At 69.4% G+C, this 23104-nt stretch carries 24 protein-coding genes and 1 tRNA gene; 17 read left to right on the top strand and 8 right to left on the bottom strand.

Translation table 11 applies throughout. The annotated features are described in order from the left end of the window. Positions 1-14: 14 nt before the first annotated feature. Positions 15-680, bottom strand: a complete 666-nt coding sequence (locus tag AC07XP_RS21010; protein ID WP_495265756.1) for a Smr/MutS family protein — start codon at positions 678-680, stop codon at positions 15-17. Then, positions 680-1357 (bottom strand): RadC family protein, encoded by a 678-nt coding sequence (gene radC / locus AC07XP_RS21005; RefSeq protein WP_495265755.1) that lies wholly within the window; start codon positions 1355-1357, stop codon positions 680-682. Before radC ends, AC07XP_RS21010 begins: the two co-directional genes overlap by 1 nt. Positions 1358-1464: 107 nt before the next feature. On the opposite strand from radC, the gene AC07XP_RS21000 reads away from it, so the two are divergent. From AC07XP_RS21000 to AC07XP_RS20980, 5 genes are all read left to right on the top strand, one after another. Beyond that, positions 1465-1908 carry an FKBP-type peptidyl-prolyl cis-trans isomerase gene (locus tag AC07XP_RS21000; protein WP_062469447.1) on the top strand — a complete coding sequence of 148 codons (444 nt, stop codon included), beginning with the start codon at positions 1465-1467 and terminating at the stop codon, positions 1906-1908. Further along, complete coding sequence (gene ispH / locus AC07XP_RS20995; protein ID WP_095743996.1) at positions 1905-2873, top strand: 4-hydroxy-3-methylbut-2-enyl diphosphate reductase; 969 nt, start codon at positions 1905-1907, stop codon at positions 2871-2873. Before AC07XP_RS21000 ends, ispH begins: the two co-directional genes overlap by 4 nt. A gap of 5 nt (positions 2874-2878) precedes the next feature. After that, positions 2879-3835: a threonine/serine dehydratase gene (locus AC07XP_RS20990; protein ID WP_492734219.1), complete on the top strand. Its 957-nt coding sequence runs from the start codon at positions 2879-2881 to the stop codon at positions 3833-3835. 63 nt (positions 3836-3898) lie between these two features. Continuing rightward, positions 3899-5230 carry a serine--tRNA ligase gene (gene serS / locus AC07XP_RS20985; protein WP_139700286.1) on the top strand — a complete coding sequence of 444 codons (1332 nt, stop codon included), beginning with the start codon at positions 3899-3901 and terminating at the stop codon, positions 5228-5230. Between the two features lie 57 nt (positions 5231-5287). Beyond that, a tRNA-Ser gene (locus AC07XP_RS20980) sits at positions 5288-5377 on the top strand. Between the two features lie 61 nt (positions 5378-5438). On the opposite strand, the gene AC07XP_RS20975 is transcribed toward AC07XP_RS20980, so the two are convergent. From AC07XP_RS20975 to flgA, 6 genes are all read right to left on the bottom strand, one after another. Then, on the bottom strand, positions 5439-8456 hold the full coding sequence (locus AC07XP_RS20975; RefSeq protein ID WP_495265754.1) for a transglycosylase domain-containing protein: 3018 nt from the start codon (positions 8454-8456) through the stop codon (positions 5439-5441). Between the two features lie 570 nt (positions 8457-9026). Beyond that, positions 9027-9860: a response regulator transcription factor gene (locus tag AC07XP_RS20970; protein WP_495265753.1), complete on the bottom strand. Its 834-nt coding sequence runs from the start codon at positions 9858-9860 to the stop codon at positions 9027-9029. 123 nt (positions 9861-9983) lie between these two features. After that, a complete protein-coding gene (locus AC07XP_RS20965) occupies positions 9984-10418 on the bottom strand; it encodes a YadA-like family protein (RefSeq protein WP_495265752.1) in 435 nt (144 codons plus the stop codon). Between the two features lie 9 nt (positions 10419-10427). Next, positions 10428-10883, bottom strand: coding sequence for a flagella synthesis protein FlgN (locus AC07XP_RS20960; protein WP_495265751.1), 456 nt, complete (start codon positions 10881-10883; stop codon positions 10428-10430). After that, complete coding sequence (gene flgM, locus AC07XP_RS20955; protein ID WP_495265750.1) at positions 10880-11176, bottom strand: flagellar biosynthesis anti-sigma factor FlgM; 297 nt, start codon at positions 11174-11176, stop codon at positions 10880-10882. The genes AC07XP_RS20960 and flgM overlap by 4 nt, the downstream gene beginning before the upstream one ends. 96 nt (positions 11177-11272) lie before the next feature. After that, positions 11273-11971, bottom strand: a complete 699-nt coding sequence (flgA, locus tag AC07XP_RS20950) for a flagellar basal body P-ring formation chaperone FlgA (protein ID WP_495265749.1) — start codon at positions 11969-11971, stop codon at positions 11273-11275. 221 nt (positions 11972-12192) lie between these two features. Between flgA and flgB the strand changes: the two genes are divergently transcribed. From flgB to AC07XP_RS20890, 12 genes are all read left to right on the top strand, one after another. Further along, complete coding sequence (gene flgB, locus AC07XP_RS20945) at positions 12193-12600, top strand: flagellar basal body rod protein FlgB (protein WP_062469229.1); 408 nt, start codon at positions 12193-12195, stop codon at positions 12598-12600. Further along, positions 12597-12992 carry a flagellar basal body rod protein FlgC gene (flgC, locus tag AC07XP_RS20940; RefSeq protein ID WP_062469232.1) on the top strand — a complete coding sequence of 132 codons (396 nt, stop codon included), beginning with the start codon at positions 12597-12599 and terminating at the stop codon, positions 12990-12992. The genes flgB and flgC overlap by 4 nt, the downstream gene beginning before the upstream one ends. Positions 12993-13036: 44 nt before the next feature. Continuing rightward, positions 13037-13723, top strand: coding sequence for a flagellar hook assembly protein FlgD (locus AC07XP_RS20935; RefSeq protein ID WP_070061527.1), 687 nt, complete (start codon positions 13037-13039; stop codon positions 13721-13723). Between the two features lie 82 nt (positions 13724-13805). Next, complete coding sequence (gene flgE / locus AC07XP_RS20930) at positions 13806-15020, top strand: flagellar hook protein FlgE (RefSeq protein WP_095747489.1); 1215 nt, start codon at positions 13806-13808, stop codon at positions 15018-15020. A gap of 13 nt (positions 15021-15033) precedes the next feature. Then, positions 15034-15780, top strand: coding sequence for a flagellar basal body rod protein FlgF (locus tag AC07XP_RS20925; RefSeq protein ID WP_495265748.1), 747 nt, complete (start codon positions 15034-15036; stop codon positions 15778-15780). Between the two features lie 23 nt (positions 15781-15803). After that, entirely contained in the window at positions 15804-16586 is a 783-nt protein-coding gene (flgG, locus tag AC07XP_RS20920; protein ID WP_062469245.1) for a flagellar basal-body rod protein FlgG, read from the top strand. Next, a complete protein-coding gene (locus AC07XP_RS20915; RefSeq protein ID WP_062469249.1) occupies positions 16586-17281 on the top strand; it encodes a flagellar basal body L-ring protein FlgH in 696 nt (231 codons plus the stop codon). The genes flgG and AC07XP_RS20915 overlap by 1 nt, the downstream gene beginning before the upstream one ends. Next, entirely contained in the window at positions 17281-18402 is a 1122-nt protein-coding gene (locus AC07XP_RS20910; RefSeq protein ID WP_495265747.1) for a flagellar basal body P-ring protein FlgI, read from the top strand. The genes AC07XP_RS20915 and AC07XP_RS20910 overlap by 1 nt, the downstream gene beginning before the upstream one ends. 10 nt (positions 18403-18412) lie before the next feature. Then, the gene (gene flgJ / locus AC07XP_RS20905) at positions 18413-19405 is read left to right on the top strand and encodes a flagellar assembly peptidoglycan hydrolase FlgJ (RefSeq protein WP_495265746.1); all 993 of its coding nucleotides are present in this window, start codon (positions 18413-18415) and stop codon (positions 19403-19405) included. 70 nt (positions 19406-19475) lie between these two features. Continuing rightward, positions 19476-21041, top strand: coding sequence for a methyl-accepting chemotaxis protein (locus AC07XP_RS20900; RefSeq protein ID WP_495265745.1), 1566 nt, complete (start codon positions 19476-19478; stop codon positions 21039-21041). Between the two features lie 9 nt (positions 21042-21050). After that, on the top strand, positions 21051-21332 hold the full coding sequence (locus tag AC07XP_RS20895; RefSeq protein WP_495265744.1) for a hypothetical protein: 282 nt from the start codon (positions 21051-21053) through the stop codon (positions 21330-21332). A gap of 190 nt (positions 21333-21522) precedes the next feature. Further along, positions 21523-23100 (top strand): methyl-accepting chemotaxis protein, encoded by a 1578-nt coding sequence (locus tag AC07XP_RS20890; protein WP_495265743.1) that lies wholly within the window; start codon positions 21523-21525, stop codon positions 23098-23100. Positions 23101-23104 lie beyond the last annotated feature (4 nt).

Below are 23104 nucleotides of genomic sequence, written 5' to 3'. Positions count from 1 at the left end.
GGCAGGGCGCTGTGTCAGCGCCGCACGGGCGCCAACAGCACCACCAGCGCCCCGGCCCCGCCTTCGGCCGGCTTGGCCTGCACGAAGGCGATCACCTCGTTCTTCTGGATCAGCCAGCGCTGCGTCTTGGTCTTGAGCACCGGCTGCTTGCCGGGCGAGCCCAGGCCCTTGCCGTGCACCACGCGCACGCAGCGCAGCCCCTGCTTGTGGGCGTTGCGGATGAAGCCGCCGAGCGCCTCGCGCGCCTCGTCGCTGCGCAGGCCGTGCAGGTCGACCTGCCCCTGGATCGACCAGTCGCCCTTGCGCAGCCGCGCCGTGATGTCGGTGCCGATGCCGGGGCGGCGAAAGCTCATGGCGTCGTCGACGTCGAGCAGCGTGGTCACGTCGAACTCGTCGGACAGCGACTCGCGCAGCACGCGCTGCTCGTCGAGCTGGTGCTGAAACGGAATGGGCGCGGGCGGCTCGGGCGCGAGCGCCACGGCGGCCTTGCGGCGCAGCGGCTCGGTGGCGCCGATGGCGCGCGTGAACAGGTCTTTCTCGGCGGCGCGCTTGCGCTCGGCCGCGGCGCGCGCGGCGGCCTCCACGGCCTCGCGCTCGCGGGTTTCGGCGAGCACGCGCTGCACCTGCTTGAGGTCGGCCAGGTTCTTCAGGGCCGGGGGACGCGAAGAAGACGACGCCATCAGAGCAGCCCTCGTTCCGCCATCGAGAAGCTCTGGCCCGGGCTCACGATGACGTGGTCGAGCACGCGCACGTCGACCAGCGCCAGCGCGGCGCGCAGGGTCTGCGTGAGCGATTCGTCGGCGCGCGAGGGCTCGATGCTGCCGCTGGGGTGGTTGTGGGCCAGCACCACGGCCGCGGCCTGGTGGTGCAGGGCGCGGGTGACGACCTCGCGCGGGTAGACGCTGGTCTGCGTGAGCGTGCCGCGAAACAGCTCCTCGAGCGTGAGCAGGCGGTGCTGCACGTCGAGGAACAGCACCGCGAACACCTCGTGCGGGCGCGAGCCGATGTGCATCTGCAGGTATTGCTTGACCGCCTCGGGCGAGTCGAACACCGTGCGCTCCTTCAGGCGCTCGCCCATGGCGCGGCGCGCCAGTTCGAGCACGGCCGTGAGTTCGGAGCGCTTGGCGCTGCCGCCCATGCCCTTGATCGCCTTGAGGTCATCGGGCGCCGTGTGCAGCAGCCCCGACAGCCCGCCGAAGCGCTCGAGCAGTTGCTGGGCCAGCTGGAGCACGTTCTTGCCGGCCACACCGGTGCGCAGCAGCAGCGCCAGCAGCTCGGCGTCGGCAAGCGCGGCGGCGCCCCGCGCGATGAGCTTTTCGCGCGGTCGGGCGTCGAGAGGGAGATCCTTGAATGCCATGAAACCCTGCAGAAACCTGGGCCGGGGCGAGATGTTGCCCCGATCCTTAAAATGAGGGTCAGTTTATCGGGACACCTCCCTCGTCTTTGCCCACCTTCGCTGCACCCATGTCCCAAGTTGTGACTTCCGGCTCCTTCCTGACCCTGCACTACCGGCTGGCCGGTCCGGCGGGCGACATCATCAACACCTTCGCCGACAAGCCCGCCACGCTGTCGCTGGGCACCGGCGAGCTCTCGCCGGCCATGGAGCAGCGCCTGATGGGCATGGAAGAGGGCGCGCACGCCACCTTCGAGCTGCCCGCCGGCGAGGCCTTCGGCGAGCGCAACCCCGACATGCAGCAATGGGTGGCGCGCAAGCTGCTGGCTCAGATGGGCGACCCCGACGAGCAGTACGCCGTCGGCGACGTGGTGCAGTTCCCCACGCCCGACGGCTCGGGCAGCTACGCGGGCGCGGTCGTCGAGTCGAACGAGACCGGCGTGCGCTTCGACTTCAACCACCCGCTCGCGGGGCAACCGGTCACCTTCGAAGTGAAGCTGATCGGCGTGCTATGAACCCGAACATCGAAGAAGTCCTGTTGGCCGAGCCGCGCGGCTTCTGCGCCGGCGTGGACCGCGCCATCGAGATCGTCGAGCGCGCCCTCGCCAAGTTCGGCGCGCCGATCTACGTGCGCCACGAGATCGTGCACAACACCTACGTGGTGAACGAGCTCAAGGCCAAGGGCGCGATCTTCATCGAGGAGCTCTCCGACGTGCCGCCCGGCTCCACGCTGGTGTTCAGCGCGCACGGCGTGAGCAAGGCCGTGGAGCAGGAGGCGCGCGACCGCGGCTTCTCGATCTTCGACGCCACCTGCCCGCTCGTGACCAAGGTGCACGTCGAGGTGGCCAAGCTCGCCAAAGAGGGCTACGAGTTCATCATGATCGGCCACAAGGGGCACCCCGAGGTCGAAGGCACGATGGGGCAGCTGTCGAGCGGCATCCACCTCGTGGAAGACGTGGCCGACGTGGCCAACGCGTCGCCGCTGCAGACCGAGAAGCTTGCCGTGGTCACGCAGACCACGCTCAGCGTGGACGACGCCGCGGAGATCGCCGCCGCCGTGCGCGCGCGCTTTCCGAACGTGCGCGAGCCCAAGCAGCAGGACATCTGCTACGCCACCCAGAACCGCCAGGACGCGGTGAAGATCATGAGCCCGCAGGTCGACCTCGTGATCGTGGTCGGCAGCCCCACCAGCTCCAACAGCAACCGCCTGCGCGAGTTGGCGCAGCGCCTGGGCACCGAGAGCTACATGGTCGATTCGGCCGACGAGCTCAAGCCCGAATGGTTCGAGGGCAAGTCGCGCATCGGCCTCACCGCCGGCGCCTCGGCGCCCGAGGTGCTGGTGCACGAGGTGATCGAGCGCGTGCGCGCCTTCGGCGCCGTGTCGGTGCGCAAGATGGACGGCATCGAGGAAACCATCAAGTTCCCGCTTCCCAAGGGCCTCAAGCTCGACGACATCCCGCCCCCCGGGCACATCTCCTGAACATCATGAAAAACACCGATTGGCGCTCCGACATCGAGAGCGCCTCCCGCAGGCTGGGCGAACGCGCCGGCCATTTCCTGCGTGAAACGCCGCTGTGGAAGCTGCCGGCCGCCGCCCTGGGCGTGGCCGCGCCGGGCGCCGAAGTGTGGCTCAAGCTGGAGCACATGCAGGTCAGCGGCAGCTTCAAGGCCCGCGGCATGATGAACCGCCTGCTGGCCAACGACATCCCCGCCGCGGGCGTGATCGTGGCCTCGGGCGGCAACGCCGGCATTGCCACGGCGGCCGCCGCCAAGGCGCTGGGCGTGCCCTGCCAGGTGTTCCTGCCGGGCGTGTCGCCCGAAGCCAAGCGCGCGCGCCTGCGGGCGCTGGGCGCCGAAGTGGTCGTGGTCGGCGAGCTGTACCCCGACGCGCTGGCCGCCTGCCTGGCGCGCCAGAAGGAAACGGGCGCCTTGCTCACCCACGCCTACGACCAGCCCGAAGTGGTGGCCGGCGCTGGCACGCTCGGCCGCGAGATCGAGGCGCAGGGCGGCCTGCCCGACGCCGTGCTCGTGAGCGTGGGTGGCGGCGGCCTGATCGGCGGCCTGGCCGGCTGGTTCGAGCAGCGCGCCCGCGTGGTGGCACTCGAGCCCGAGAAGGCCCCGACGCTGTTCCGCGCCCGCGAGGCCGGCGAGCCGGTCGACGTGGACGTCGGCGGCATCGCGGCCGATTCGCTCGGCGCGCGCCGCATCGGCGCCATCGCCTGGGAGATCACGCAGCAGCAGGTGCGCGACGCGCTGCTGCTGTCCGACGACGCCATCCGCGCCGCCCAGCAGTGGCTCTGGAAGGAGCTGAAGCTCGCCGTGGAGCCGGCCGCCGCATTGCCGCTGGCGGCGCTGCAGACCGGCGCCTACGTGCCGCGCGAGGGCGAGAAGGTGTGCCTGATCATCTGCGGGGCGAACGTCGACCCGGCCACGGTCGCCTGAGTCGCCGCAGGCGTGCGAGCGGGGAGGGCGGGCGCGGGCCGGGCGCCCACCTAAAATCTCCCCATGCTCGACATCACCCTGCTCCGCAAAGACCTGGCCTCCGCTGTGGCCGGCCTCGAAAAACGCAAGAAGAACCAGCCCTACCTCGACGTCTCGGCGTTCACCGCGCTCGAGGCCGAGCGCAAGACGCTGCAGACCCGCACCGAGGAAATCCAGGCGCGCCGCAACACGCTGAACAAGCAGATCGGCCCGCTCAAGGCCAAGGGCGAGTCGGTCGACGCGCTCATGGCCGAGGTCAACGCGCTCAAGGCTGAGCAGGAATCGCAATCCAAGCGCCTCGAGGAAATCCAGCCCGAGCTGCACGCGCTGCTGCTGGCCGTGCCCAACCTGCCGCACGCCAGCGTGCCGCTCGGTGAAGACGAAGCCGGCAACGTCGAGATGCGCCGCTGGGCGCCCCAGGGCGGCGCCGGCGCCAACGCCACGCCGCTGGCCTTCGCGCCCAAGGACCACGTCGACCTCGGCGCGCCGCTGGGGCTCGATTTCGAGATGGGCGCCAAGCTCTCGGGCTCGCGCTTCACCGTCATGAAGGGCCCGATCGCCCGCCTGCACCGCGCGCTGGCCCAGTTCATGGTCGACCTGCAGACCGAACAGCACGGCTACACCGAGTGCTACGTGCCCTACGTGGTCAATGCGGCCACGCTCAGCGGCACCGGCCAGTTGCCCAAGTTCGAAGGCGACCTGTTCGCCGCGAAGAAGGGCGGCCAGGACGGCGAGCCCGCGCCCGACCATTCGGCGCTGTACCTCATCCCGACCAGCGAAGTGCCGCTGACCAACTTCGTGCGCGACGAGGTCGTGCCCGAGGCGCAGCTGCCCATCAAGCTCACGGCCCACACGCCGTGCTTCCGCTCGGAAGCCGGCAGCGCCGGGCGCGACACGCGCGGCATGATCCGCCAGCACCAGTTCGACAAGGTCGAGATGGTGCAGATCGTGCACCCCGAGAAGAGCTACGACGCGCTCGAGCAGATGACCGGTCACGCCGAAGCCGTGCTGCAGGCGCTGGAGCTGCCGTACCGCGTGGTGCTGCTGTGCACCGGCGACATGGGTTTCGGTTCCACCAAGACCTACGACCTCGAGGTGTGGCTGCCCGCGCAGAACACGTACCGCGAGATCAGCTCGGTGTCGAACTGCGAAGCCTTCCAGGCGCGCCGCCTGCAGGCCCGTTTCAAGAACGCCCAAGGCAAGAACGAGCTGGTGCACACCCTCAACGGCTCCGGCCTGGCCGTAGGCCGCGCGCTGGTCGCCGTGCTGGAGAACCACCAGAACGAAGACGGCTCGATCCACGTGCCGGCGGCGTTGCGTCCGTACCTCGGCGGCCTCGAAGTTTTGCGCGGTTGAAGCGCAGGGCGTCAAAAGTCAGATTTTTCTGGCTATAATCTGAGGCTCGACAGCACCGGAGAGGTGGCAGAGTGGTCGAATGTACCTGACTCGAAATCAGGCGTACTAGCGATAGTACCGAGGGTTCGAATCCCTCCCTCTCCTCCAGATTCAAGCCCCTGTAGCAGCCCTGCTACAGGGGCTTTGTCTTTGGGCCGCCCATGTCGCCTCATGGCGCCCGCTGCTGCGGCTCCCCGCACCCCCTGCGCTGCAGCACCGGCAGCAACTGCGGCCCCAGCGACTTCAGCAGCTGCGTCGGCAGCGCGCTCGTGAACCGGTGGCGGGCGGCGTGGGGCTCGTGCACGTAGGCCAGGATCGTGCCGAAGTAGCGGTCGCCGATCATGAACACGAAGGTGGCCGAGCGGTCGATCTTGCGCTGCGAAATCACCCGTCCGCCGCGGCCGGTCTGTTCGTAGCGGTGGTCGCCGGTGCCGGTCTTGCCGCCGATCTCGAGGGCGCGGCCGTTCTCATCCACCAGTGCGCCCTTCAGCCGCCGTGCGGTGCCGTCGTTCACGACCTCGACCAAGGCACGGCGCACCGTGGCGGCCACCTCGGCGGGCAGCACCTGCTGTGCGCTCGCATGGCGCGGCTCCAGCCGTGTCTCGTAGGGCGTGTCGCGCGCGAAGTGCAGGGCGCCGACCCGTTGCGTGGGCAGCCGCACGCCGTCGTTCGCGAGGATGCCCATCAGCTCCGCCAGGGCGGCCGGCCGGTCGCCCGATGCGCCGATCGCGCTCGCGTAAGACGGCGTCAGCGATGCGAAGGGGTAACCCACGCGCTGCCATGAGCGATGGATCTGCGCAAAGGCATCGAGTTCGATCAGCTCGCGCAGGCGCCTGTCCTGCGCGCTCTTGTGGCGCGTCTTGAAGAGCCAGGCGTAGACCTCCTGGCGTTCGCGCGTGCTCGCGTCCAGCACCTCGGTCAGCGAGGCGCCGGGGTGGCGCCGCAGGTAACCGACCAGCCAGAGTTCCAGCGGATGCACGCGCGCGACATACCCGCGATCGGCCAGCGACAGGCCGGCGTAGGTGCGGCGCAGCGCCCCCAATGCGCGCGGCGAGTCGGCGCCGCGTCCCAGCCGCTGCACCAGAAGTGCGTCAAGCCGCGCGTCGTCGGCCTCGGGCTCGATGGTGAAGAGCACGCTCGCCAGGCGCGGTGCCGATGGCCTCAGGCCGCGCAGCAGCAGCGCTTCGGCGTCCGCGGCCGGCAGGTGCTGGTACTTGCGATGGAAGCGGGTGAGGAAGGCCGAGCCTTCGCGGTCGGCAAAGCGCGCGAGCAACTCGCGCCGGCCCGGGTCGGCAGGGTCCTTCAGCAGGCGCTCGGCGCCCGATGCGCCGCCGAACATGCGGTGGCGCACCAGGTCGCGCATCAGGCGGATGAACACCAGGTTGACCGAATGCTTGAAGCCTTCGCGCACGGTCATCGAACTGCTGTTGCGCGAGCGCTCGAAGTTCTCGAACTGGTGCAGGCCGCCGCCGGTGAAGAAGGCCTCGCCCGGGTTCGCCGAGTACTTGCGCTCCATGGCCGCCTCGAGCATCGGCGCAAGACGGCGATCCTTGGCGCGCAGGAGGTACTGCCGCGCCCACGTGCCCAGCGGGTCGCGCGGGTTCGGCGCCAGCGCCGACAGCTGGGCCGGGCTCAGGTCGACCCAGCCCGCGTGCAGCTCGGCCACGAGCTCCAGGTAGCTCACCAGGGTGCGCAGCTTGGCGGTCGAGCCCAGGTCCAGCCGCGCGCCCTGGTTCACGTCGAACGGCTGGTCGATGTTGTCGGCCTGGATGCGCAGCAGGTTGCTCCCGGCGCTGCGCTCGAACAGCGTGAAGCTGTAGATCAGCGGGCTGGGGTCGGCGCCCGGGTCGAGCATGTGGGAGCCGACCAGCCCCGCGGCCTTCGTCGCGGCGGGGGTGCGCAGCCCGGCCAGCACGCGCGCCACCAGCGCCTGCGCTTCGCCGTCCAGGCTGGTTTCGGCCTCGAGGTCGAGGCGCTCCAGGTCGTAGGCCCGCGGCACGTCGAGCAGCGTGGCGATGTGGGTGCGCAGCGCGGTCGCGGCCTTGCGCTGCACGAAGTCGGGCCGGGGCGTCGGCGGCAGCGGTGGCTGCAGGTGCAAGGACAGCGGCAGCGCCGCGTCGCGCAGCGTGGGCGATATCAGGCCGGCCTCGGCCATCAGCCGCAGGTAGCTGTCGGTCAGCCGCGTCAGGCCGGCGCCGTCGCCGAGCAGGTGCTGCGACGGGCGGCGCTGCGCGATCATCAGCGACAGCGCCTGCTTGAAGGCTTCCGCCTGCTGCCGCAGCGCCTCGTCCGTGGGCGCCGCCGCCTCTTCCGCCTGGTCGGCCAGCAGGCGGTTGATTTCACCGAAGTCGCGCCCGTACCAGGCCCACAGGCCGTCGCCCAGCCCGTGCACCTCGCCCATGCCCGGGCGTGCGGCCAGCGGCACGGTGTCGAGGTAGTCGACGACGATCTGGCGGCGCCGCGCCTGCGTGTCGTCGCCGTCCTGGTAGGCGCGCAGCGAGGCTGACGCCATCTGGCGCAGCTTGTCGCCGACCGACCCGGTGCGGCCCTGCGGCGAATGGCGGTACTTCTCGAGCTGGGTGGCCAGCGTGCTGCCGCCCGTCGCCGTCTGGCCCAGGCCGACCGCGCGCAGCGCCTGCTCGAGCGCCGCCTTGGCGAAGCGTTCCGGATCGATCGCGGGGTTGCGCTGCAGCGGCTGCGCGTCCAGCAGGTGGCGGTCCTCGACGAACAGCAGGGCGCTCACCAGCAGCGGCGGCACCTCCTCGAAGCGCTCGTAGGCGCGCTTGGGCACGCGGGTGTGCAGCAGCGCCGTGTCCCGGCAGTCGCGCACGGTCAGGCCGGCCTGGTTTTTCTCACGGTAGGGCGCGAAGAGCCCGTAGTCCTGCAGCTCGAGCAGCCGCGGCGACATGCGGGCCTGGCGGGTGACGACATAGCCCTGCGGCGCCAGGCGCTCGATGTAGCCCGGCAGCTGGTGGTAGCCCAGCCGCTCGTCGTAGGGCCCGGTCCGGGGAAAGCGGATGGCGTCGCTGGCACCGTCTTCGACGCTGAAGCGGGCGCCCTCGGCCAGGTCGCGCCACAGGGCCGATTGCAGCCGGGACGTCTTCAATTCGTCCAGCACGAACAGGGCAAGCCCGCCTCCCACGGCGAGTCCCGCGCCGATCCAGACAAGCTTCTTGAACCAAGTCATGCTCTGCCTCGCGAACAGTCCACACCATGGGTTCGTCAGTGACGATGATGCGCTTTTTGAGGCGATTTGGCATGCGTGCGACGACGCAATCGGCCGGAGTCATGCACTTCCGCCGCGCGGCAGAAGAGGTACCTCGACACACATGGCGCATGTCGATCTGCACGGACGTGCGGATCTATCTCAGGGCGAACTGACCTGCTAACCCTTCACGACCCCGGACACCCCACTAGTCGTCGGAATCCTGCGGGCCCGCCAGCAGCCCGAGCACCAACCCGCCGAGGACGATGGCCAGGGCAAGAATCAGCGATGCCTCTGCGAGTAGTCTCATGGTGTCCTGCAATGAATCTCCCCCTCACGATGTGCCCGCCATTGAACGTGCGTTCACTGACGGGCGGCTGAGTGCGGAAGCAGAAGGGTTTTGTGCGGGGCTTCAGCCTGTCTTCAGGTAAGGCGCGGATACTGGCGGCGACGGTCTTCTGGCGTTGGTAGAGGACGCTTCGGCACCCGCCCTTCGGGGTGGTTCCTCGAGGCCGGAGGTCGTCACGGTTTTCTTGTCGCGCGGGCGCATGCTCAGGCCCGCGCGCTTTCGCCGAGCCACACCGGCTCGTTCGAGGTGTCCGGGAAGTCCGCGGTGTCGATCAGCGGCGCCTCGTCGACGTCCGACGCGCGCCGCGCGGCCGGCGCCATGTGCCGCAGCTCGTAGCCCCGTCCATACACCGAGACCAGCACGAATTCGCCGCCCTTGTGCAGCGACAGCTTGCGGCGGATGCTGGCCACGCAGCAGTCGAGCGTGCGGCTCGTGCGTTCGATGCGCGCATCCACCCACAGCGAGGCCAGCAGCCAGTCGCGCTCCAGCAGCCGGCCGGCGTTGCGAAACAGCAGCAGCGCCAGTTCGAACTCGCGCGGCTTCAGGCGCACCTCGGTGCCGTGGCACACCACCACGCGGCGCTCGCCCAGGAACTGGTAGTCGCCGAAGCACGCGGCCGTGGCGTGCGGATGCAGCAGCGTGCGGTTGCGCCGCAGCGATTCGCGCACGCGCAACTCCACCTCGAACTCGTCGACGGGCAGCACCGCGAAGTCGATGCTCGCGCCCTGCGTCTCGCCGCCCGCGGCCGACAGCACGTCGACCAGCAGGTCGCGCTGCGAGGCGCGCGCCACCAGGAAGATGGGAATGCGCAGCGCGCGGCACATCGCCGTGAGGATCGGCCAGGCGCCTTCGTCCTTCAGCACCACCAGCAGCAGGCCGAACTGCAGGCCCTGCGTGATCGCCAGCAGGAAGTCCGTGCTGTCGTCGAAGCACACGGGATCGCAGCCCATCAGGCGCAGGCGGTTGCCCCAGCCGGCCTGCTGCGCCTCGTCGCAGCCCACCATCGCGATGCGGCGCGCGCCCTGCTGCGCGGCCATCACGCGCGGGCTCCCCGGCGTGCGACCTTCTCGTGGCGGGGCGTTGGCGTGGCAGGAGAGGTCTTCATGTCGGTGGCATCCATGCGAAGGTGGTGAAGGGCGTCCCGGGGCGATGGCGTGGGCTCAGGGGCGGGCGGCGGCCGTGCTGCGCGGCAGCTTCCAGCCGATGCCCGCGTTGAAGCCCCAGTCCCGGCCCGTGCTGGACACGCCCATGCCCCAGGCCATGTCGCCGTCGTCCGAGCTGCGCTTGAAGCCCAGCGCCGCGGCCGAATAGCCCCGGTAGCTGCCGAAGGCCAGGCCGATCGACTGTTCGCCCGGCCGGTACGTCGGCACGTAGGCGGCCGACATGGCAATGGCCATGGCCGCGCCCGAGTAGGCGATGCGCGCCGTCTCGCCGACAGCCGCGCGCACCGGGTGCAGCTGGCCCAGGTTGATCGCGTCGTCCGGGCGCACGGCGGGCGCCAGTTCGAAGGCATGGGCGCTGGCGCACGCGAGCCACAGCATCAGCACCCGCAGGATCGCGGTGCGTCGGGGGGCGAAGCGTGCGGACGCGTTCACGGCTGCTGTTCAGCCGGCGGCCAGCCGGGTGCCCGCGCCGGCCTGCGTCTTGCGCACGCCGTCGGGGCCGTAGAAAGGTTGGGCGCGGGCCTGCAGGAAGTGCAGCGCCTGCTGCGTGAAGTCGAGGTGGGCGTAGACCAGCGTGCCGTTGTGCAGGTTGCGGTTGCGCGCGTCTTCGGCGAGCGCGAGCAGTTCGTTCCAGGCCTGGCGCGTTGGCCCACCGCCCGCGGCCGCGGCGGCATCCGCACCCGCGCGGCCGGGCGCGAAGCCCTGCGTCGCCTGCAGCGATTCGCGCTGCCGGTCGAGTTCGGCCATGCGGTCCAGCAGCGCGGTCTTGCGGCCGGCGATGGCGTTCAGCGCATCGAAGTCGCTGGCGGACATGGCCTGCGCCTCCTGGTCCAGCGCGACAAGGAAGTCCCCGATGCAGCCCGCTTCCGCGCGCAGGTGCGCCAGCAAGGTGCTCATGCCTGGCCCCTCGGCGCGAGCAGCTCGCGCACGCTGGCCAGCAGGCCGTCGGCGATGCGCTCGGGGCGAATCTCGTAGCGGCCGGCGCGGATGTCCTCGCGGATCGCGGCCACGCGCGCGGCGTCGAAATCGCTGCCGCCCACGGCGGCGGGCATCGCATGGACGAGCGCGGAGACGGGGGCCGCTTCCTTGGGGCGCTGCACGGCCTCGGCGGGCGTCGACGGAGCCGGCGCGCCCGGTGCGGGCGTGCGGTGCAGGGGCGTGGCCGAAGGGGCGGTGGGATCGATTTTCAAGGTGATTCCTCAGGGGCTGACCCGTATATCGGCAGCCGGTGCAAGAACTTTAGGAAGGGCGTGCATGAAGTGAAGCCTGCGCCAACGCGGCGGCCGCTACTGCACCAGCCGGACCTGTCCTTCCTCGTCGGCCACGCCGCGGATCACCCGGCCGTCCAGCGTCTTGGCTTGCACCACGGCGCCCACCGCGGCGCCGCTCAGGGCCTTGGCCTCGGTGCTGACGACAAAGCCCGGCCCCTGCGCCACCACCTTCACGGCCTGGCCCTGCTGGATCACGGCGACGCCGCGCAGCAGCTCCTTGCGGATCGGAGCGCCGGGCGCGACGCGGTTGGCGCTCACCACGCCGACCAGTTCGGCCGCGCTGGTGACCACCGAGCGCGGCAGCCGCGTGAGGTCGCCGGTGCGCTCGACCACGTCGCCCGCGCCCAGCGCCCGGCCCGCGTCGATGGCGCGCGCCGCCACCAGGTAGCGGCCTTCCACCGCGACACGTGCCTGCACGAAGCGCGTCCACGGCCGCTCGGCATGGCAACGCACGCCCACCGAAATGCGGCCCCACGGCGTGACGCCCGGCGGCAGGAACACCTCGGGCGCTTCGCACGCGGGCAGGGCCTCGGTGCCGCGCCCTTCGAGGCTGACCGTCACCTTGCCCGGCAGGCCGGCGCTTTGCACCTCGAGGTAGGTCTCGACCGCCTTCGCGGCCGCGTCGCCTGCGATCGCACCGGTCGACATCGCGCACGACAGCCCCATCGCGCAGGCGGTGCGCAGCAGGCGTTGGCGAAGCGGCGAGAGGGTCATCGAAAGCGAAAGAAGAGGGCCAGAAAAATGAGGTCGCCGGTGCAGGAAAGCCACAACCGGCGCCCCTGGATTCTTATGAATTCGCCCTGTCGGCGAAGGTGCGAGCAGCAGGCGAAACCCCCCTTTGTTCGGGCGATTGCCAACGCGCCGCATGCATAGACTTGCTTTCCATCGGTCGCTGCGCCCCGTGCACTGGCGACGCCTCAACAGATGGAACAAAGATGATCGACAAGCTGGATGCGGCGTTTCGCTTCCACCGCGAAGCGCTCCATCTCCGGGCCCAGCGCCAGGAGGTGCTCGCGGCCAACATCGCCCATGCCGACACGCCGAACTACAAGGCGCGCGACTTCGACTTCGGCGCGCGCCTGAGCGAGGCCGTCGAACGCGGCCGCGCCGCATCGTCGGTGTCGATGGCCACCACCTCGTCGCGCCACCTCGCGGGCCAGGCGCAGGCCACGGCCGGCGACGACCTGCTGTACCGCGTGCCGCACCAGTCCAGCCTCGACGGCAACACGGTCGAGATGGACGTCGAGCGCGTGGCCTTCGCCGACAACGCGCTGCGCTACGAGTCGAACCTGACCCTCATCAACGCCAAGATCAAGTCGCTCCTGTCGGCGGTACAGCCATGAACATCTTCGACGTGGCGGGCTCCGCCATGACCGCGCAATCGCAGCGCATGAACGTGACCGCGAGCAACCTCGCCAATGCCGAGAGCGTGGCCGGCCCCGACGGCCAGCCCTACCGCGCCAAGCAGGTGGTGTTCGAGGTGGCGGCCTCGGGCCGGCGCGACATCGGCGGCGTCAAGGTGGCGGGTGTCATCGAAGACCCGTCGCCCGCGAAGCTGGTGTTCGACCCCAAGAGCCCGCACGCCAACGCCGAAGGCTACGTGGCGATGCCCAACGTCAACGTGGTCGAGGAGATGACCAACATGATCTCGGCCTCGCGCAGCTACCAGGCCAACGTCGAGGTGCTCAACACCGCCAAGACGCTGATGGTCAAGACGCTGACCATCGGCCAGTAACCCACGCACGCACACGCGCCTCCCGCAGGAAGAACACCGACCCCATGGCCCTTTCCGACACCTCGTCCATCAGCGGGCTGAACGCGCCCACGGCGGCGAACAGCAACAACAACGTGTCCAGCGCCGACAGCGAACAGCGCTTTCTCAAGCTGCTGGTCACGCAGCTGAACAACCAGGACCCGCTCAACCCGATGCAGAACGCCGAGCTCACTTCGCAGCTCGCGCAGATGAGCACCGTGAGCGGCATCGAGAAGCTCAACGCCACGCTCTCCGGCCTGGTCAACCAGACCGGGGCCAACCAGCTGCTGCAGGCCACATCGCTCATCGGCTACAACGTGCTGTCGCCCGGCGACGTGCTCACCACCAAGAAGCCCGAAGACGGCAAGGACCCCGCCACGCAGGCCTTCGCCGTGCAGCTGCCGGGCACCGCCGCCGATGTCGAGATCAAGATCGTCGACAGCACCGGCAAGGTGATCCGCACGCTCGACGCGGGCGCCATGAAGGAAGGCGTCAACGCCGTCACCTGGGACGGCAAGGACGACCTGGGCGTGGCGGTGCCGCCGGGCGCCTACCGCTTCACGGTCGATGCCAGCAACAACGGCACCACGGTGAAGGCCACCGCGCTCACCTTCTCGCAGGTGGCCGCCGTGAAGCAGGGCGCCGGCGGCGTCACGCTGGAGTTGGCCTCGGGCGCCAGCATCGGGCTGGGCGACGTGCGCCTGTTCCTCTGAGCTTTCGTCTTCGTCTTCGGCGTGGCCCGTGCGGGCCGCGCCCTTCGCACTCTTCTTCCTCGCACCGAACAAGGACCCTCTCATGAGTTTCTCCCAAGGCATCAGCGGACTCGGCGTGGCCGCGGCCAACCTCGACGTCATCGGCAACAACATCGCCAACTCGGGCACGGTGGGCTACAAGTCGGCCGCCGCCACCTTCCAGGACGTGTACGCCGGCTCGCGCGTGGGCCTGGGCGCCTCGGTGTCGGGCGTGACGCAGAACTTCACGCAGGGCGTGACGCAGTCGAGCACGCGCCCGCTGGACGTGGCCATCCTCAACGGCGACGGCTTCTTTCGCCTGGCCAGCCCCAGCGGCGAGGTCTTCTACTCGCGCAACGGCCAGTTCACGCGCGACAAGGACGGCTACATCGTCAACGCGCAGGGCCTGCAGCTCACCGGCTACGGCGCCAACGCCAGCGGCGGCATCAGCGGTGGCACGCCGGGCCCGATCCAGGTGCAGGGCGGCATGATGCCGCCCAAGCCCACGGCCAACATCGACGCGCAGTTCAACCTCGACGCGCGCAGCACGGTGCCCGCCAAGACGCCGTTCAACCCCACCGACGCCGCCACCTACAACTACCCGAACGCCATCGGCCCCATCTACGACTCGCTGGGCAACCCGCACGACGTGGCCGTGTACTTCGTGAAGACCGCGGCCAACACCTGGAACGTGTACGGCACCTCCGACGGCGCACCGCTGAACGGCGGCGCTGCGCTGTCCAACGTGACCTTCGACGCCAAGGGCGTCATGACCGCGCCGGCCTCGGGCGCGTTCAACATCGGGCCGCTCACCTTCACCAACGGCGCCTCGCCGCTCACCGCTTCTGTCGACCTCACGGGCACCACGCAGTTCGGCAGCGCCAACGGCATGAGCAAGCTGGGCCAGGACGGCTACAAGTCGGGCGAGCTCACTGCGTTCTCGATCAACCCCGACGGCACCATCACCGGCAAGTTCTCCAACGAGCAGACGCGCCTGCTGGGCCAGGTCGTGCTGTCGTCGTTCGCCAACCCGAACGGCCTGGAGCCCAAGGGCAACAACGTGTGGGCCGAGACGCAGGCTTCGGGCAACGCGCTCACCGGCACGCCGGGCGAAGGCACCAAGGCCGGCTCGCTGGCCTCGGGCGCGCTGGAGTCGTCCAACGTCGACCTGACCTCCGAGCTGGTGAACCTGATCGTCGCGCAGCGCAACTACCAGGCCAATGCGCAGACCGTGAAGACGCAGGACCAGGTCATGCAGACGCTCATGAACATCCGCTGAGCAGGAGCACTTCGTGGATCGAATGCTGTATGTCGCCATGAGCGGCGCCAAGCAGGCCATGGAGCAGCAGGCCGTGGTCGCCAACAACATGGCGAACGTCTCGACGCCGGGTTTCCGTGCGCAGATCGCGACCTTCCGCGCCGTGCCCGTGGTCAGCGAAGAAGCGCCCACGCGCGCCTTCGTGGCCGCCACCACGCCCGGCGCCGACTTCACGCACGGCCCGCTCACGCAGACCGGCCGCGCACTCGACGTGGCCGTGGGCGGCCAGGGCTGGCTGGTGGTGCAGGCGGCCGACGGCAGCGAGGCCTACACGCGCGTCGGCAACCTGCAGATCGGCGCCGACGGCCAGCTCACGACGATGGGCGGACGCCCCGTGGTGGGCGACAACGGCGCGCTCACCGTGCCGCCGGGTTCGGCCGTGAGCATTGCGTCCAACGGCCTCGTGGGCTCGCGCGACGCGGCCTCGACCACGCTCACCGGCATCGCCGAGGTGGGCCGGCTCAAGCTCGTCAACCCGCCGACGACCGACCTCGTGCGCGGCGACGACGGCCTGTTCCGCATGCGCGCCGACCTGCCGCCGGCCGAGGCCGACGAGGCCGTCACGCTCATCTCGGGCGCCATCGAGGGCAGCAACGTGCAGCCGGTCGATGCCATGGTGGCCATGATCGCCAACGCCCGCAGCTTCGAGATGCAGATGAAGTCGCTGCAGACCGCCGACATCAACGCGCAGACCGCCAACAAGCTGCTGGCCTACGGCTGACCCTCTTCCAGGAACTCCTTTCAATGATCCGCTCCCTCTACATCGCCAAGACCGGCCTGGACGCGCAGCAGACGCAGCTCGACGTGGTCTCCAACAACCTGGCCAACGTCGGCACCACCGGCTTCAAGCGCAGCCGCGCCGTGTTCGAAGACCTGGTCTACCAGAACCTGCGCCAGGTCGGCGGCCAGAGCTCCGACCAGACGCGCCTGCCTTCGGGCCTGCAGGTGGGCACCGGCGTGCACGTGGTCGCCACCGAGCGCATCCACTCGCAGGGCAACCTCACCAAGACCGACAAGCCGACCGACGTGGCCATCAGCGGCAGCGGCTTCTTCCAGGTGCTGATGCCCGATGGGACCACCTCGTACACGCGCGACGGCTCGTTCCAGACCGACCGCGACGGCCAGCTGGTCACCGCCAGCGGCTTCCCGGTGCAGCCGGCCATCACCATCCCGGCCAACGCCACCAGCATCACCGTGGGCCGCGACGGCATCGTGTCGGTGGTGCAGGCGGGCGGCACCAACACCGTGCAAGTCGGCCAGCTGCAGCTCGCGACCTTCGTCAACCCGACCGGCTTGCAGAGCCAGGGCGAGAACCTGTACGCCGAGACCGACGCCTCGGGCGCACCCAACCAGGTGAACCCCGGCGTGGACGGCGCGGGCACGCTGAGCCAGGGCTATGTGGAGGCCTCCAACGTCAACGTGGTGGAAGAGCTGGTCAACATGATCGCCACCCAGCGTTCGTACGAGATCAACAGCAAGGCGGTCCAGACCTCGGACCAGATGCTGCAGCGCCTGGCCCAGTTGTGATGCGGGCGGGGGTGCGTCTTCTTCGCCGGGCGGCGGCGCTGCTGCTCGTGGCCGCGCTGGCCGCGGGCTGCGCGCAGGTGCCGCGCGAGCCGCTGGTGCACCAGCCGATGACGGCGCGTGCCGACCAATACGCGGCCGTGCAGGCGCGACGTGCACCCGGTGCGATCTTCCAGGATGGCCCCGGTGCCAACGCGCTGTTCGAAGACCGCCGCCCGCGCAACGTCGGTGACATCCTCACCATCCTCATCAGCGAGAAGGTCAACGCGACCAAGAACTCGGGCGCCAATGCCAGCCGCACGGGCAACACGACCAGCGTGTTCGCGGCCATTCCCAAGCTCATCGGCGGTTTGCTCGACGGGCAGGAGACCAAGCTGTCGGGCACCAACACGCTCAATGCCAAGGGCGGCGCCAACGCCAACAACACCTTCAACGGCGTGATCACCGTCACCGTGACCGACGTCATGGCCAACGGCAACCTGCTCGTGAGCGGCGAGAAGCAGATGGGCATCAACCAGGGCACCGAGTACATCCGCTTCTCGGGCGTGGTGAACCCGCGCACCGTGTCGGGCAACAACACCGTGCCCTCGACGCTGGTGGCCGATGCGCGCATCGAGTACTCGGCCAAGGGCTACATCGACGAGGCCCAGCACATGGGCTGGATGCAGCGCATCTTCCTCAACGTGATGCCTTTCTGATGACACACCTCCAGGCCTCACCCTCTTCGAATCGCTGGCGCATCGCGGCGCTGTGCGCGCTCCTGTTCATCGCGCCCGCGCACGCGGAGCGCCTGAAGGAACTCGCCAGCATCCAGGGCGTGCGCGACAACCCGCTCATCGGCTACGGCCTCATGGTCGGCCTGGACGGCACGGGCGACCAGACGATGCAGACGCCGTTCACCACGCAGAGCCTGAACAACATGCTGCAGCAGCTGGGCATCACGATCCCGCAGGGCGTGAACATGCAGCTGAAGAACGTGGCGGCCGTCATGGTGACGGCCACGCTGCCGTCGTTCGCGCGGCCGGGCCAGAACATCGACGTCACCGTGTCGTCCATGGGCAATGCCAAGAGCCTGCGCGGCGGCACGCTGCTGATGACGCCGCTCAAGGGCGTGGACGGCGCGACCTACGCGGTGGCGCAGGGCAACATGGTGGTGGGCGGGGCGGGTGCGTCGGCCAACGGCAGCAAGGTGCAGGTCAACCAGCTGAGCTCGGGGCGCATTCCCGCCGGCGCGCTGGTGGAGCGCACGGTCGAGGCGCCGGTGGGTGCGGAAGGCGCGTTCACCATTGAATTGAACCGCTCCGACTTCGGCACCGCGCAGCGCGCCACGGACGCCATCAACCGCCAGTTCGGCGCCGGCACCGCCGAGGCGATGGACGCGCGCGTGATCCGCGTGCAGGCGCCCGAGCCGCAGCGGCGCGTGGGATTTCTCGCGCAGCTGCAGGAGCTCGAAGTCACGCCCACGCAGGCGGGCGCGCGGGTGGTGGTGAATGCGCGCACGGGCTCGGTCGTGATGAACCAGGCGGTGCGCGTGAAAGACTGCGCCATCGCGCACGGCAACCTGTCGGTGGTGATCAACACCGAGCCGGTGATCAGTCAGCCCGGCGCGTTCTCGGGCGGCAGCACCGTGGTGGCGCAGACCTCGCAGATTTCCGTCAACCAGGGCGGCGGCGCGATCCAGATGGTGCGCGGCGGTGCCTCGCTGGCCGATGTGGTCAAGGGGCTGAACAGCCTGGGCGCCAACCCGCAGGACCTGGTGTCGATCCTGCAGGCCATGAAGTCGGCCGGGGCCCTGAGCGCCGAGCTCGAGATCATCTGAGGCCCACGGCATGACCATCTCTTCCCACAGCGCGTGGACCGGCACCGACGCGGCCAGCCGCAGCGGCGCGCTCGATCAGCGTTTTGCGCTCGACGTGCAGGGCGTCGATGCGCTGCGGCGCACCGTGCGCACCTCGCCCGAAGAAGGCCTGCAGCAGGTCTCGCGCCAGTTCGAGGCGCTGTTCATGAACATGGTGCTCAAGAGCATGCGCGAGGCGACGCCTTCGAGCGGCCTGCTCGACAGCCAGGACCAGAAGGTCTACTTGTCGATGTTCGACCAGCAGCTCACGCAGAACCTCTCGGGGCGCGGCGTGGGGCTGGCCGAGGCGATGCTGGCGCAGCTGCGGCGGCAATTGCCCTCGGCGGCGCCCGAAGCCGACGAGGGCATCGGCACACGGCCGATGTCGCTGGAGCCGCCCGCCGGCCTGCCGTACGGCCCGCGCGCGGGCATCCCCATCGGCTCGGCGCCCGGCGCGCGCGTGTCGACCGCCGCCGACCTTGGCGTCTATCAAATGAAGAGCGGCCCCTCGCCGGCCGCGAACGCCTCGCTGCAAGGCCAGGTCGATGCGTTCGTGGACCGCATGGGCGCTTCGGCACAGGCGGCCAGCGCCGCCAGCGGCGTGCCCGCGCCGCTGATCCTGGCGCAGGCCGCGCTCGAATCGGGCTGGGGCAAGCGCGAGATCCGCGCCGACGACGGCACGCCCAGCTTCAACCTCTTCGGCATCAAGGCCGACAAGGGCTGGAAGGGCGCGACGGTCGAGACCACGACCACCGAATACATCGACGGCGAGCCGCAGAAGGTGCGCGCGAAGTTCCGCGCCTACGCCTCGTACGAAGAGGCCTTCACCGACTACGCGCGCTTCATCACGCGCAACCCGCGCTACGCGAACGTGCTGGCCACCGCCGACCCGGCGCAGGCCGCGCACGGCCTGCAGCGCGCGGGCTATGCCACTGACCCGAAGTACGGCGAGAAGCTGGTTCGCATCATGCAGAAGTTCGGCTGAGCCGCTCGCACAGCCTGACTGCCCGGACCCGAGAACAACGACACGAGAGGCCCCGAGAGGAGACAAGCGAATGACGATAAAGAACTGGACGATCGGAATGCGGCTGGGCGCCGGCTTTGCGCTGGTGCTGGCGCTGCTGGTGGCCGTGGCGGGCATCGGCGTGCTGCGGCTGCAGGGCGTGGGCGAGGCCACGCAGGACATGGCCTCGCGCACCCTGTCGAAGGAGCGCCTGGCCACGGCCTGGCAGCTGGGCACCGCCACCAACAGCGTGCGCACCTTCTCGCTGCTCAAGAGCGACGACGCGCAGGTGCAGGCCTACCTGCAAAAGCAGATCGCCGCCACCAGCGCCACCATCTCCGAGACGCAGAAGGCGCTCGAGGCGAAGCTCGTGTCGCCGGAAGAACTGGCGCTGAGCGCCGACATCCAGAAGCGGCGCGGCGAGTACATCGCGCTGCGTCAGCAGATCCTCCAGCTGAAGACCGAAGGCCGCAAGGACGAGGCCGCGACGCGCACCGACACGCAGCTGCTGCCGATGCTCGACGGCTACGACGCGGGCATCCGCGCCATGGTGGCGCACCAGCAGAAGCACATCGACAGCACCGCCGCCGCCATCGACGCGCAGTACCGCGCGGGCCTCCTCTACATCGTCGCGCTGGCCGTGGCCGCGCTGGCGCTGGGCGCGGTGCTGGCATGGCTGCTCACGCGCAGCATCGCCGATCCGGTCGCCGAGGCGCTGCTGATCGCCGAGACCGTGGCCTCCGGCGACCTGAGCCAGGAGTTCGAGACCGAGCGCGGCGGCGACTTCGGCCGGCTGCTGCGCGGCATGGGCGAGATGGAAGACACGCTCACCGATCTCGTGACGCGCATCAAGGCCTCGACCGATTCGATCGCGGTGGCGTCGCGGCAGATTGCGGCGGGCAACCAGGACCTGTCGTCGCGCACCGAAGAGCAGGCGAGTTCGCTGGAGCAGACGGCGGCGTCGATGGAGGAGCTGACCTCGACGGTGAAGCAGAACGCGGACAACGCGCGGCAAGCCAATCAACTGGCGGTTTCTGCTTCGGAAGTTGCAGTGAAGGGTGGGGCGGTCGTGTCGCAGGTCGTGGACACGATGGGCTCGATCAATGCGTCGTCCAGGAAGATCGTCGACATCATCGGCGTGATCGATGGCATCGCGTTCCAGACCAACATCCTGGCGTTGAACGCTGCTGTCGAGGCCGCACGTGCCGGCGAACAAGGTCGTGGCTTTGCGGTCGTGGCCTCCGAAGTCCGCAGCCTCGCGCAACGTTCCGCAGCCGCCGCCAAGGAAATCAAGACCCTGATCGGCGACTCGGTAGAAAAGGTCGAGGAAGGCAGCAAGCAGGTCGCAGAAGCCGGCCGCACGATGGAAGAGATCGTGGGCAGCGTGAAGCGCGTGACCGACATCATGGGCGAGATCACGGCCGCGAGCCAGGAGCAGACCTCGGGCATCGAGCAGATCAACCAGGCGATCACGCAGATGGACCAGGTCACGCAGCAGAACGCGGCGCTGGTCGAAGAGGCCTCGGCCGCGGCGCAGTCGCTGCAGGAACAGGCCGGCGCCCTGGTCGAGGCCGTGAGCACCTTCAAGCTCGACGCCGACGAAGCCGTTGCGGCCTGAGAACGCCCCGTGTCCACGCATTTCCATCCGAAAGCCCTGCGCCGCGTCGGCATGGGCTTCGCTGCATTGCTCCTGCTGCTGGCCGTGGCGCTCTTCCTCGGCTTTCACGTTGGCACCGGTTGCGCCTGGGCGCTCCATGCCGTGTGGGCGCTGGCGGGCGCCGCCGGCCTGACGGGCCTGGGTCTCGCGGGCTTCGCGGCGTACGCACGGGCCCGTGCAAGCCACCACGACGCCAAGGTGGCCGAGCGGCTGGACCGGGTGTTCCAGCACGTCAACGCCACCGACGCCTGACAGGGAACGCATGCGCCCGCGTCCCGATTCGTACCGATATTCAGAAAAAAGACTCAAGTCTGGCGGCGCGCTGCCGATAACAGGGAGACGGGGTGGCGCAGGCCGCCGCCCCGCCATGCCGTCATGTCATGCCGGTGGCCCGCCGCGCGATGCGGCCACCGTCCCCCGTTATTGAAGGAAGAGAAGCGCAATGAGTTTGAAGGATCTGAAAATCGGCACCCGCCTGGGGCTCGGCTTCGCGGTGCTGCTGCTGCTGATGGCGTTCATTGCGGGCACGGGCGTGCTGCGCCTGACGAACGTGGGGCAGGCCACCGACGAGATGGTGCAGGGCGCGCTGGTCAAGGAGCGGCTGGCGGCCGAATGGCTCAGCCTGCTCAAGTCGAACACCGTCGCCAACTACGCGATGGTCAAGACCACCGACCCCGAGGTGGCGGCCTATTTCGCCAAGCTCCAGGCGGCGGGTTCGGCGCGCATCACGCCGGCGCAGAAGCAGCTGGAGGCCATGCTCGCGACGCCGGAAGAAAAGGCGCTCTATGCCGCGGTGGTCGCGGCGCGCGTCGTCGTGCTCGAGACCGTGGGCACGCTCAACAAGCTCAAGGACGAGAAGAAGATCGACGAAGCCAATGTGCTGGTCGACACCAAGTTCAGCGCGGCGCTCGCCGTCTACGCCGGCGCCGTCGAAAACCTGGCCAACCACCAGCGCGAGAAGATCGACGCCGCCGCCAAGGGCATCGCGGCCGACCACACCGAGGGCCGCACCACGCTGCTCGTGCTGTCGGCCATCGCGCTGGCGCTGGGCGCGCTGTTCGCCTGGCGCCTGACGCTGGGCATCGTGCGCCCGCTGGGCCATGCGCTCGAAGTGGCCGAGACCGTGGCCGCCGGCGACCTGAGCGCGAACATCCGCGTGGACAGCCGCGACGAAGCGGGCCAGCTGATGCAGGCGCTGAAGGACATGAACGCCAACTTGGCGAAGGTGGTGGGCGAAGTGCGAACGGGCACGGAGACCATTGCCACGGCCTCGGGGCAGATCGCTTCGGGCAACCAGGATTTGTCGTCGCGCACGGAAGAGCAGGCGAGTTCGCTGGAGCAGACGGCCGCTTCGATGGAAGAGCTGACCTCGACGGTGAAGCAGAACGCGGACAACGCACGTCAAGCCAATCAGCTGGCGGTCTCTGCTTCTGAAGTGGCAGTGAAGGGCGGCGCTGTCGTGTCGCAGGTGGTGGACACGATGGGCTCGATCAATGCATCGTCCAAGAAGATCGTCGACATCATCGGCGTGATCGATGGCATCGCGTTCCAGACCAACATCCTGGCGTTGAACGCGGCGGTCGAAGCGGCGCGTGCTGGTGAGCAAGGTCGTGGCTTTGCGGTCGTGGCCTCCGAAGTTCGCAGCTTGGCTCAACGCTCCGCAGCCGCCGCCAAGGAAATCAAGACCCTGATCGGCGACTCGGTGGAAAAGGTCGAAGAAGGCAGCAAGCAAGTCGCAGAAGCCGGCCGCACGATGGAAGAAATCGTCGGCAGCGTGAAGCGCGTGACGGACATCATGGGTGAGATCACCGCGGCAAGCCAGGAGCAGACCTCGGGCATCGAGCAGATCAACCAGGCGATCACGCAGATGGACCAGGTCACGCAGCAGAACGCAGCGCTGGTCGAAGAGGCTTCGGCCGCCGCGCAGTCGCTGCAGGAGCAGGCCGGCAGCCTGTCGCAGGTCGTCGGCGTGTTCCGCCTCGGCGGCAGCAGCCACGGCAACGCGCTGGCCCTGGCCTGAAGGC

This window comes from Variovorax sp. GW531-E2 (genome assembly GCF_059423125.1).
Note: the sequence above shows the minus strand (reverse complement) of the source record. Positions and strands in the feature narration are given on the sequence as shown.

Bases quoted from the DNA above. Each gene is read 5' to 3' on its own strand.
- AC07XP_RS20935 (WP_070061527.1), top strand. From the start codon at position 13,037: ATGGCCCTTTCCGACACCTCGTCCATCAGCGGGCTGAACGCGCCCACG.
- AC07XP_RS21010 (WP_495265756.1), bottom strand. From the start codon at position 680: ATGGCGTCGTCTTCTTCGCGTCCCCCGGCCCTGAAGAACCTGGCCGAC.
- AC07XP_RS20990 (WP_492734219.1), top strand. From the start codon at position 2,879: ATGAAAAACACCGATTGGCGCTCCGACATCGAGAGCGCCTCCCGCAGG.
- flgA (WP_495265749.1), bottom strand. From the start codon at position 11,971: ATGACCCTCTCGCCGCTTCGCCAACGCCTGCTGCGCACCGCCTGCGCG.
- flgE (WP_095747489.1), top strand. From the start codon at position 13,806: ATGAGTTTCTCCCAAGGCATCAGCGGACTCGGCGTGGCCGCGGCCAAC.
- serS (WP_139700286.1), top strand. From the start codon at position 3,899: ATGCTCGACATCACCCTGCTCCGCAAAGACCTGGCCTCCGCTGTGGCC.
- AC07XP_RS20970 (WP_495265753.1), bottom strand. From the start codon at position 9,860: ATGGCCGCGCAGCAGGGCGCGCGCCGCATCGCGATGGTGGGCTGCGAC.
- AC07XP_RS20910 (WP_495265747.1), top strand. From the start codon at position 17,281: ATGACACACCTCCAGGCCTCACCCTCTTCGAATCGCTGGCGCATCGCG.
- flgC (WP_062469232.1), top strand. From the start codon at position 12,597: ATGAACATCTTCGACGTGGCGGGCTCCGCCATGACCGCGCAATCGCAG.
- radC (WP_495265755.1), bottom strand. From the start codon at position 1,357: ATGGCATTCAAGGATCTCCCTCTCGACGCCCGACCGCGCGAAAAGCTC.
- flgB (WP_062469229.1), top strand. From the start codon at position 12,193: ATGATCGACAAGCTGGATGCGGCGTTTCGCTTCCACCGCGAAGCGCTC.
- flgG (WP_062469245.1), top strand. From the start codon at position 15,804: ATGATCCGCTCCCTCTACATCGCCAAGACCGGCCTGGACGCGCAGCAG.
- AC07XP_RS20960 (WP_495265751.1), bottom strand. From the start codon at position 10,883: ATGAGCACCTTGCTGGCGCACCTGCGCGCGGAAGCGGGCTGCATCGGG.
- AC07XP_RS21000 (WP_062469447.1), top strand. From the start codon at position 1,465: ATGTCCCAAGTTGTGACTTCCGGCTCCTTCCTGACCCTGCACTACCGG.
- AC07XP_RS20890 (WP_495265743.1), top strand. From the start codon at position 21,523: ATGAGTTTGAAGGATCTGAAAATCGGCACCCGCCTGGGGCTCGGCTTC.
- flgJ (WP_495265746.1), top strand. From the start codon at position 18,413: ATGACCATCTCTTCCCACAGCGCGTGGACCGGCACCGACGCGGCCAGC.
- ispH (WP_095743996.1), top strand. From the start codon at position 1,905: ATGAACCCGAACATCGAAGAAGTCCTGTTGGCCGAGCCGCGCGGCTTC.
- AC07XP_RS20915 (WP_062469249.1), top strand. From the start codon at position 16,586: ATGCGGGCGGGGGTGCGTCTTCTTCGCCGGGCGGCGGCGCTGCTGCTC.
- AC07XP_RS20975 (WP_495265754.1), bottom strand. From the start codon at position 8,456: ATGACTTGGTTCAAGAAGCTTGTCTGGATCGGCGCGGGACTCGCCGTG.
- AC07XP_RS20900 (WP_495265745.1), top strand. From the start codon at position 19,476: ATGACGATAAAGAACTGGACGATCGGAATGCGGCTGGGCGCCGGCTTT.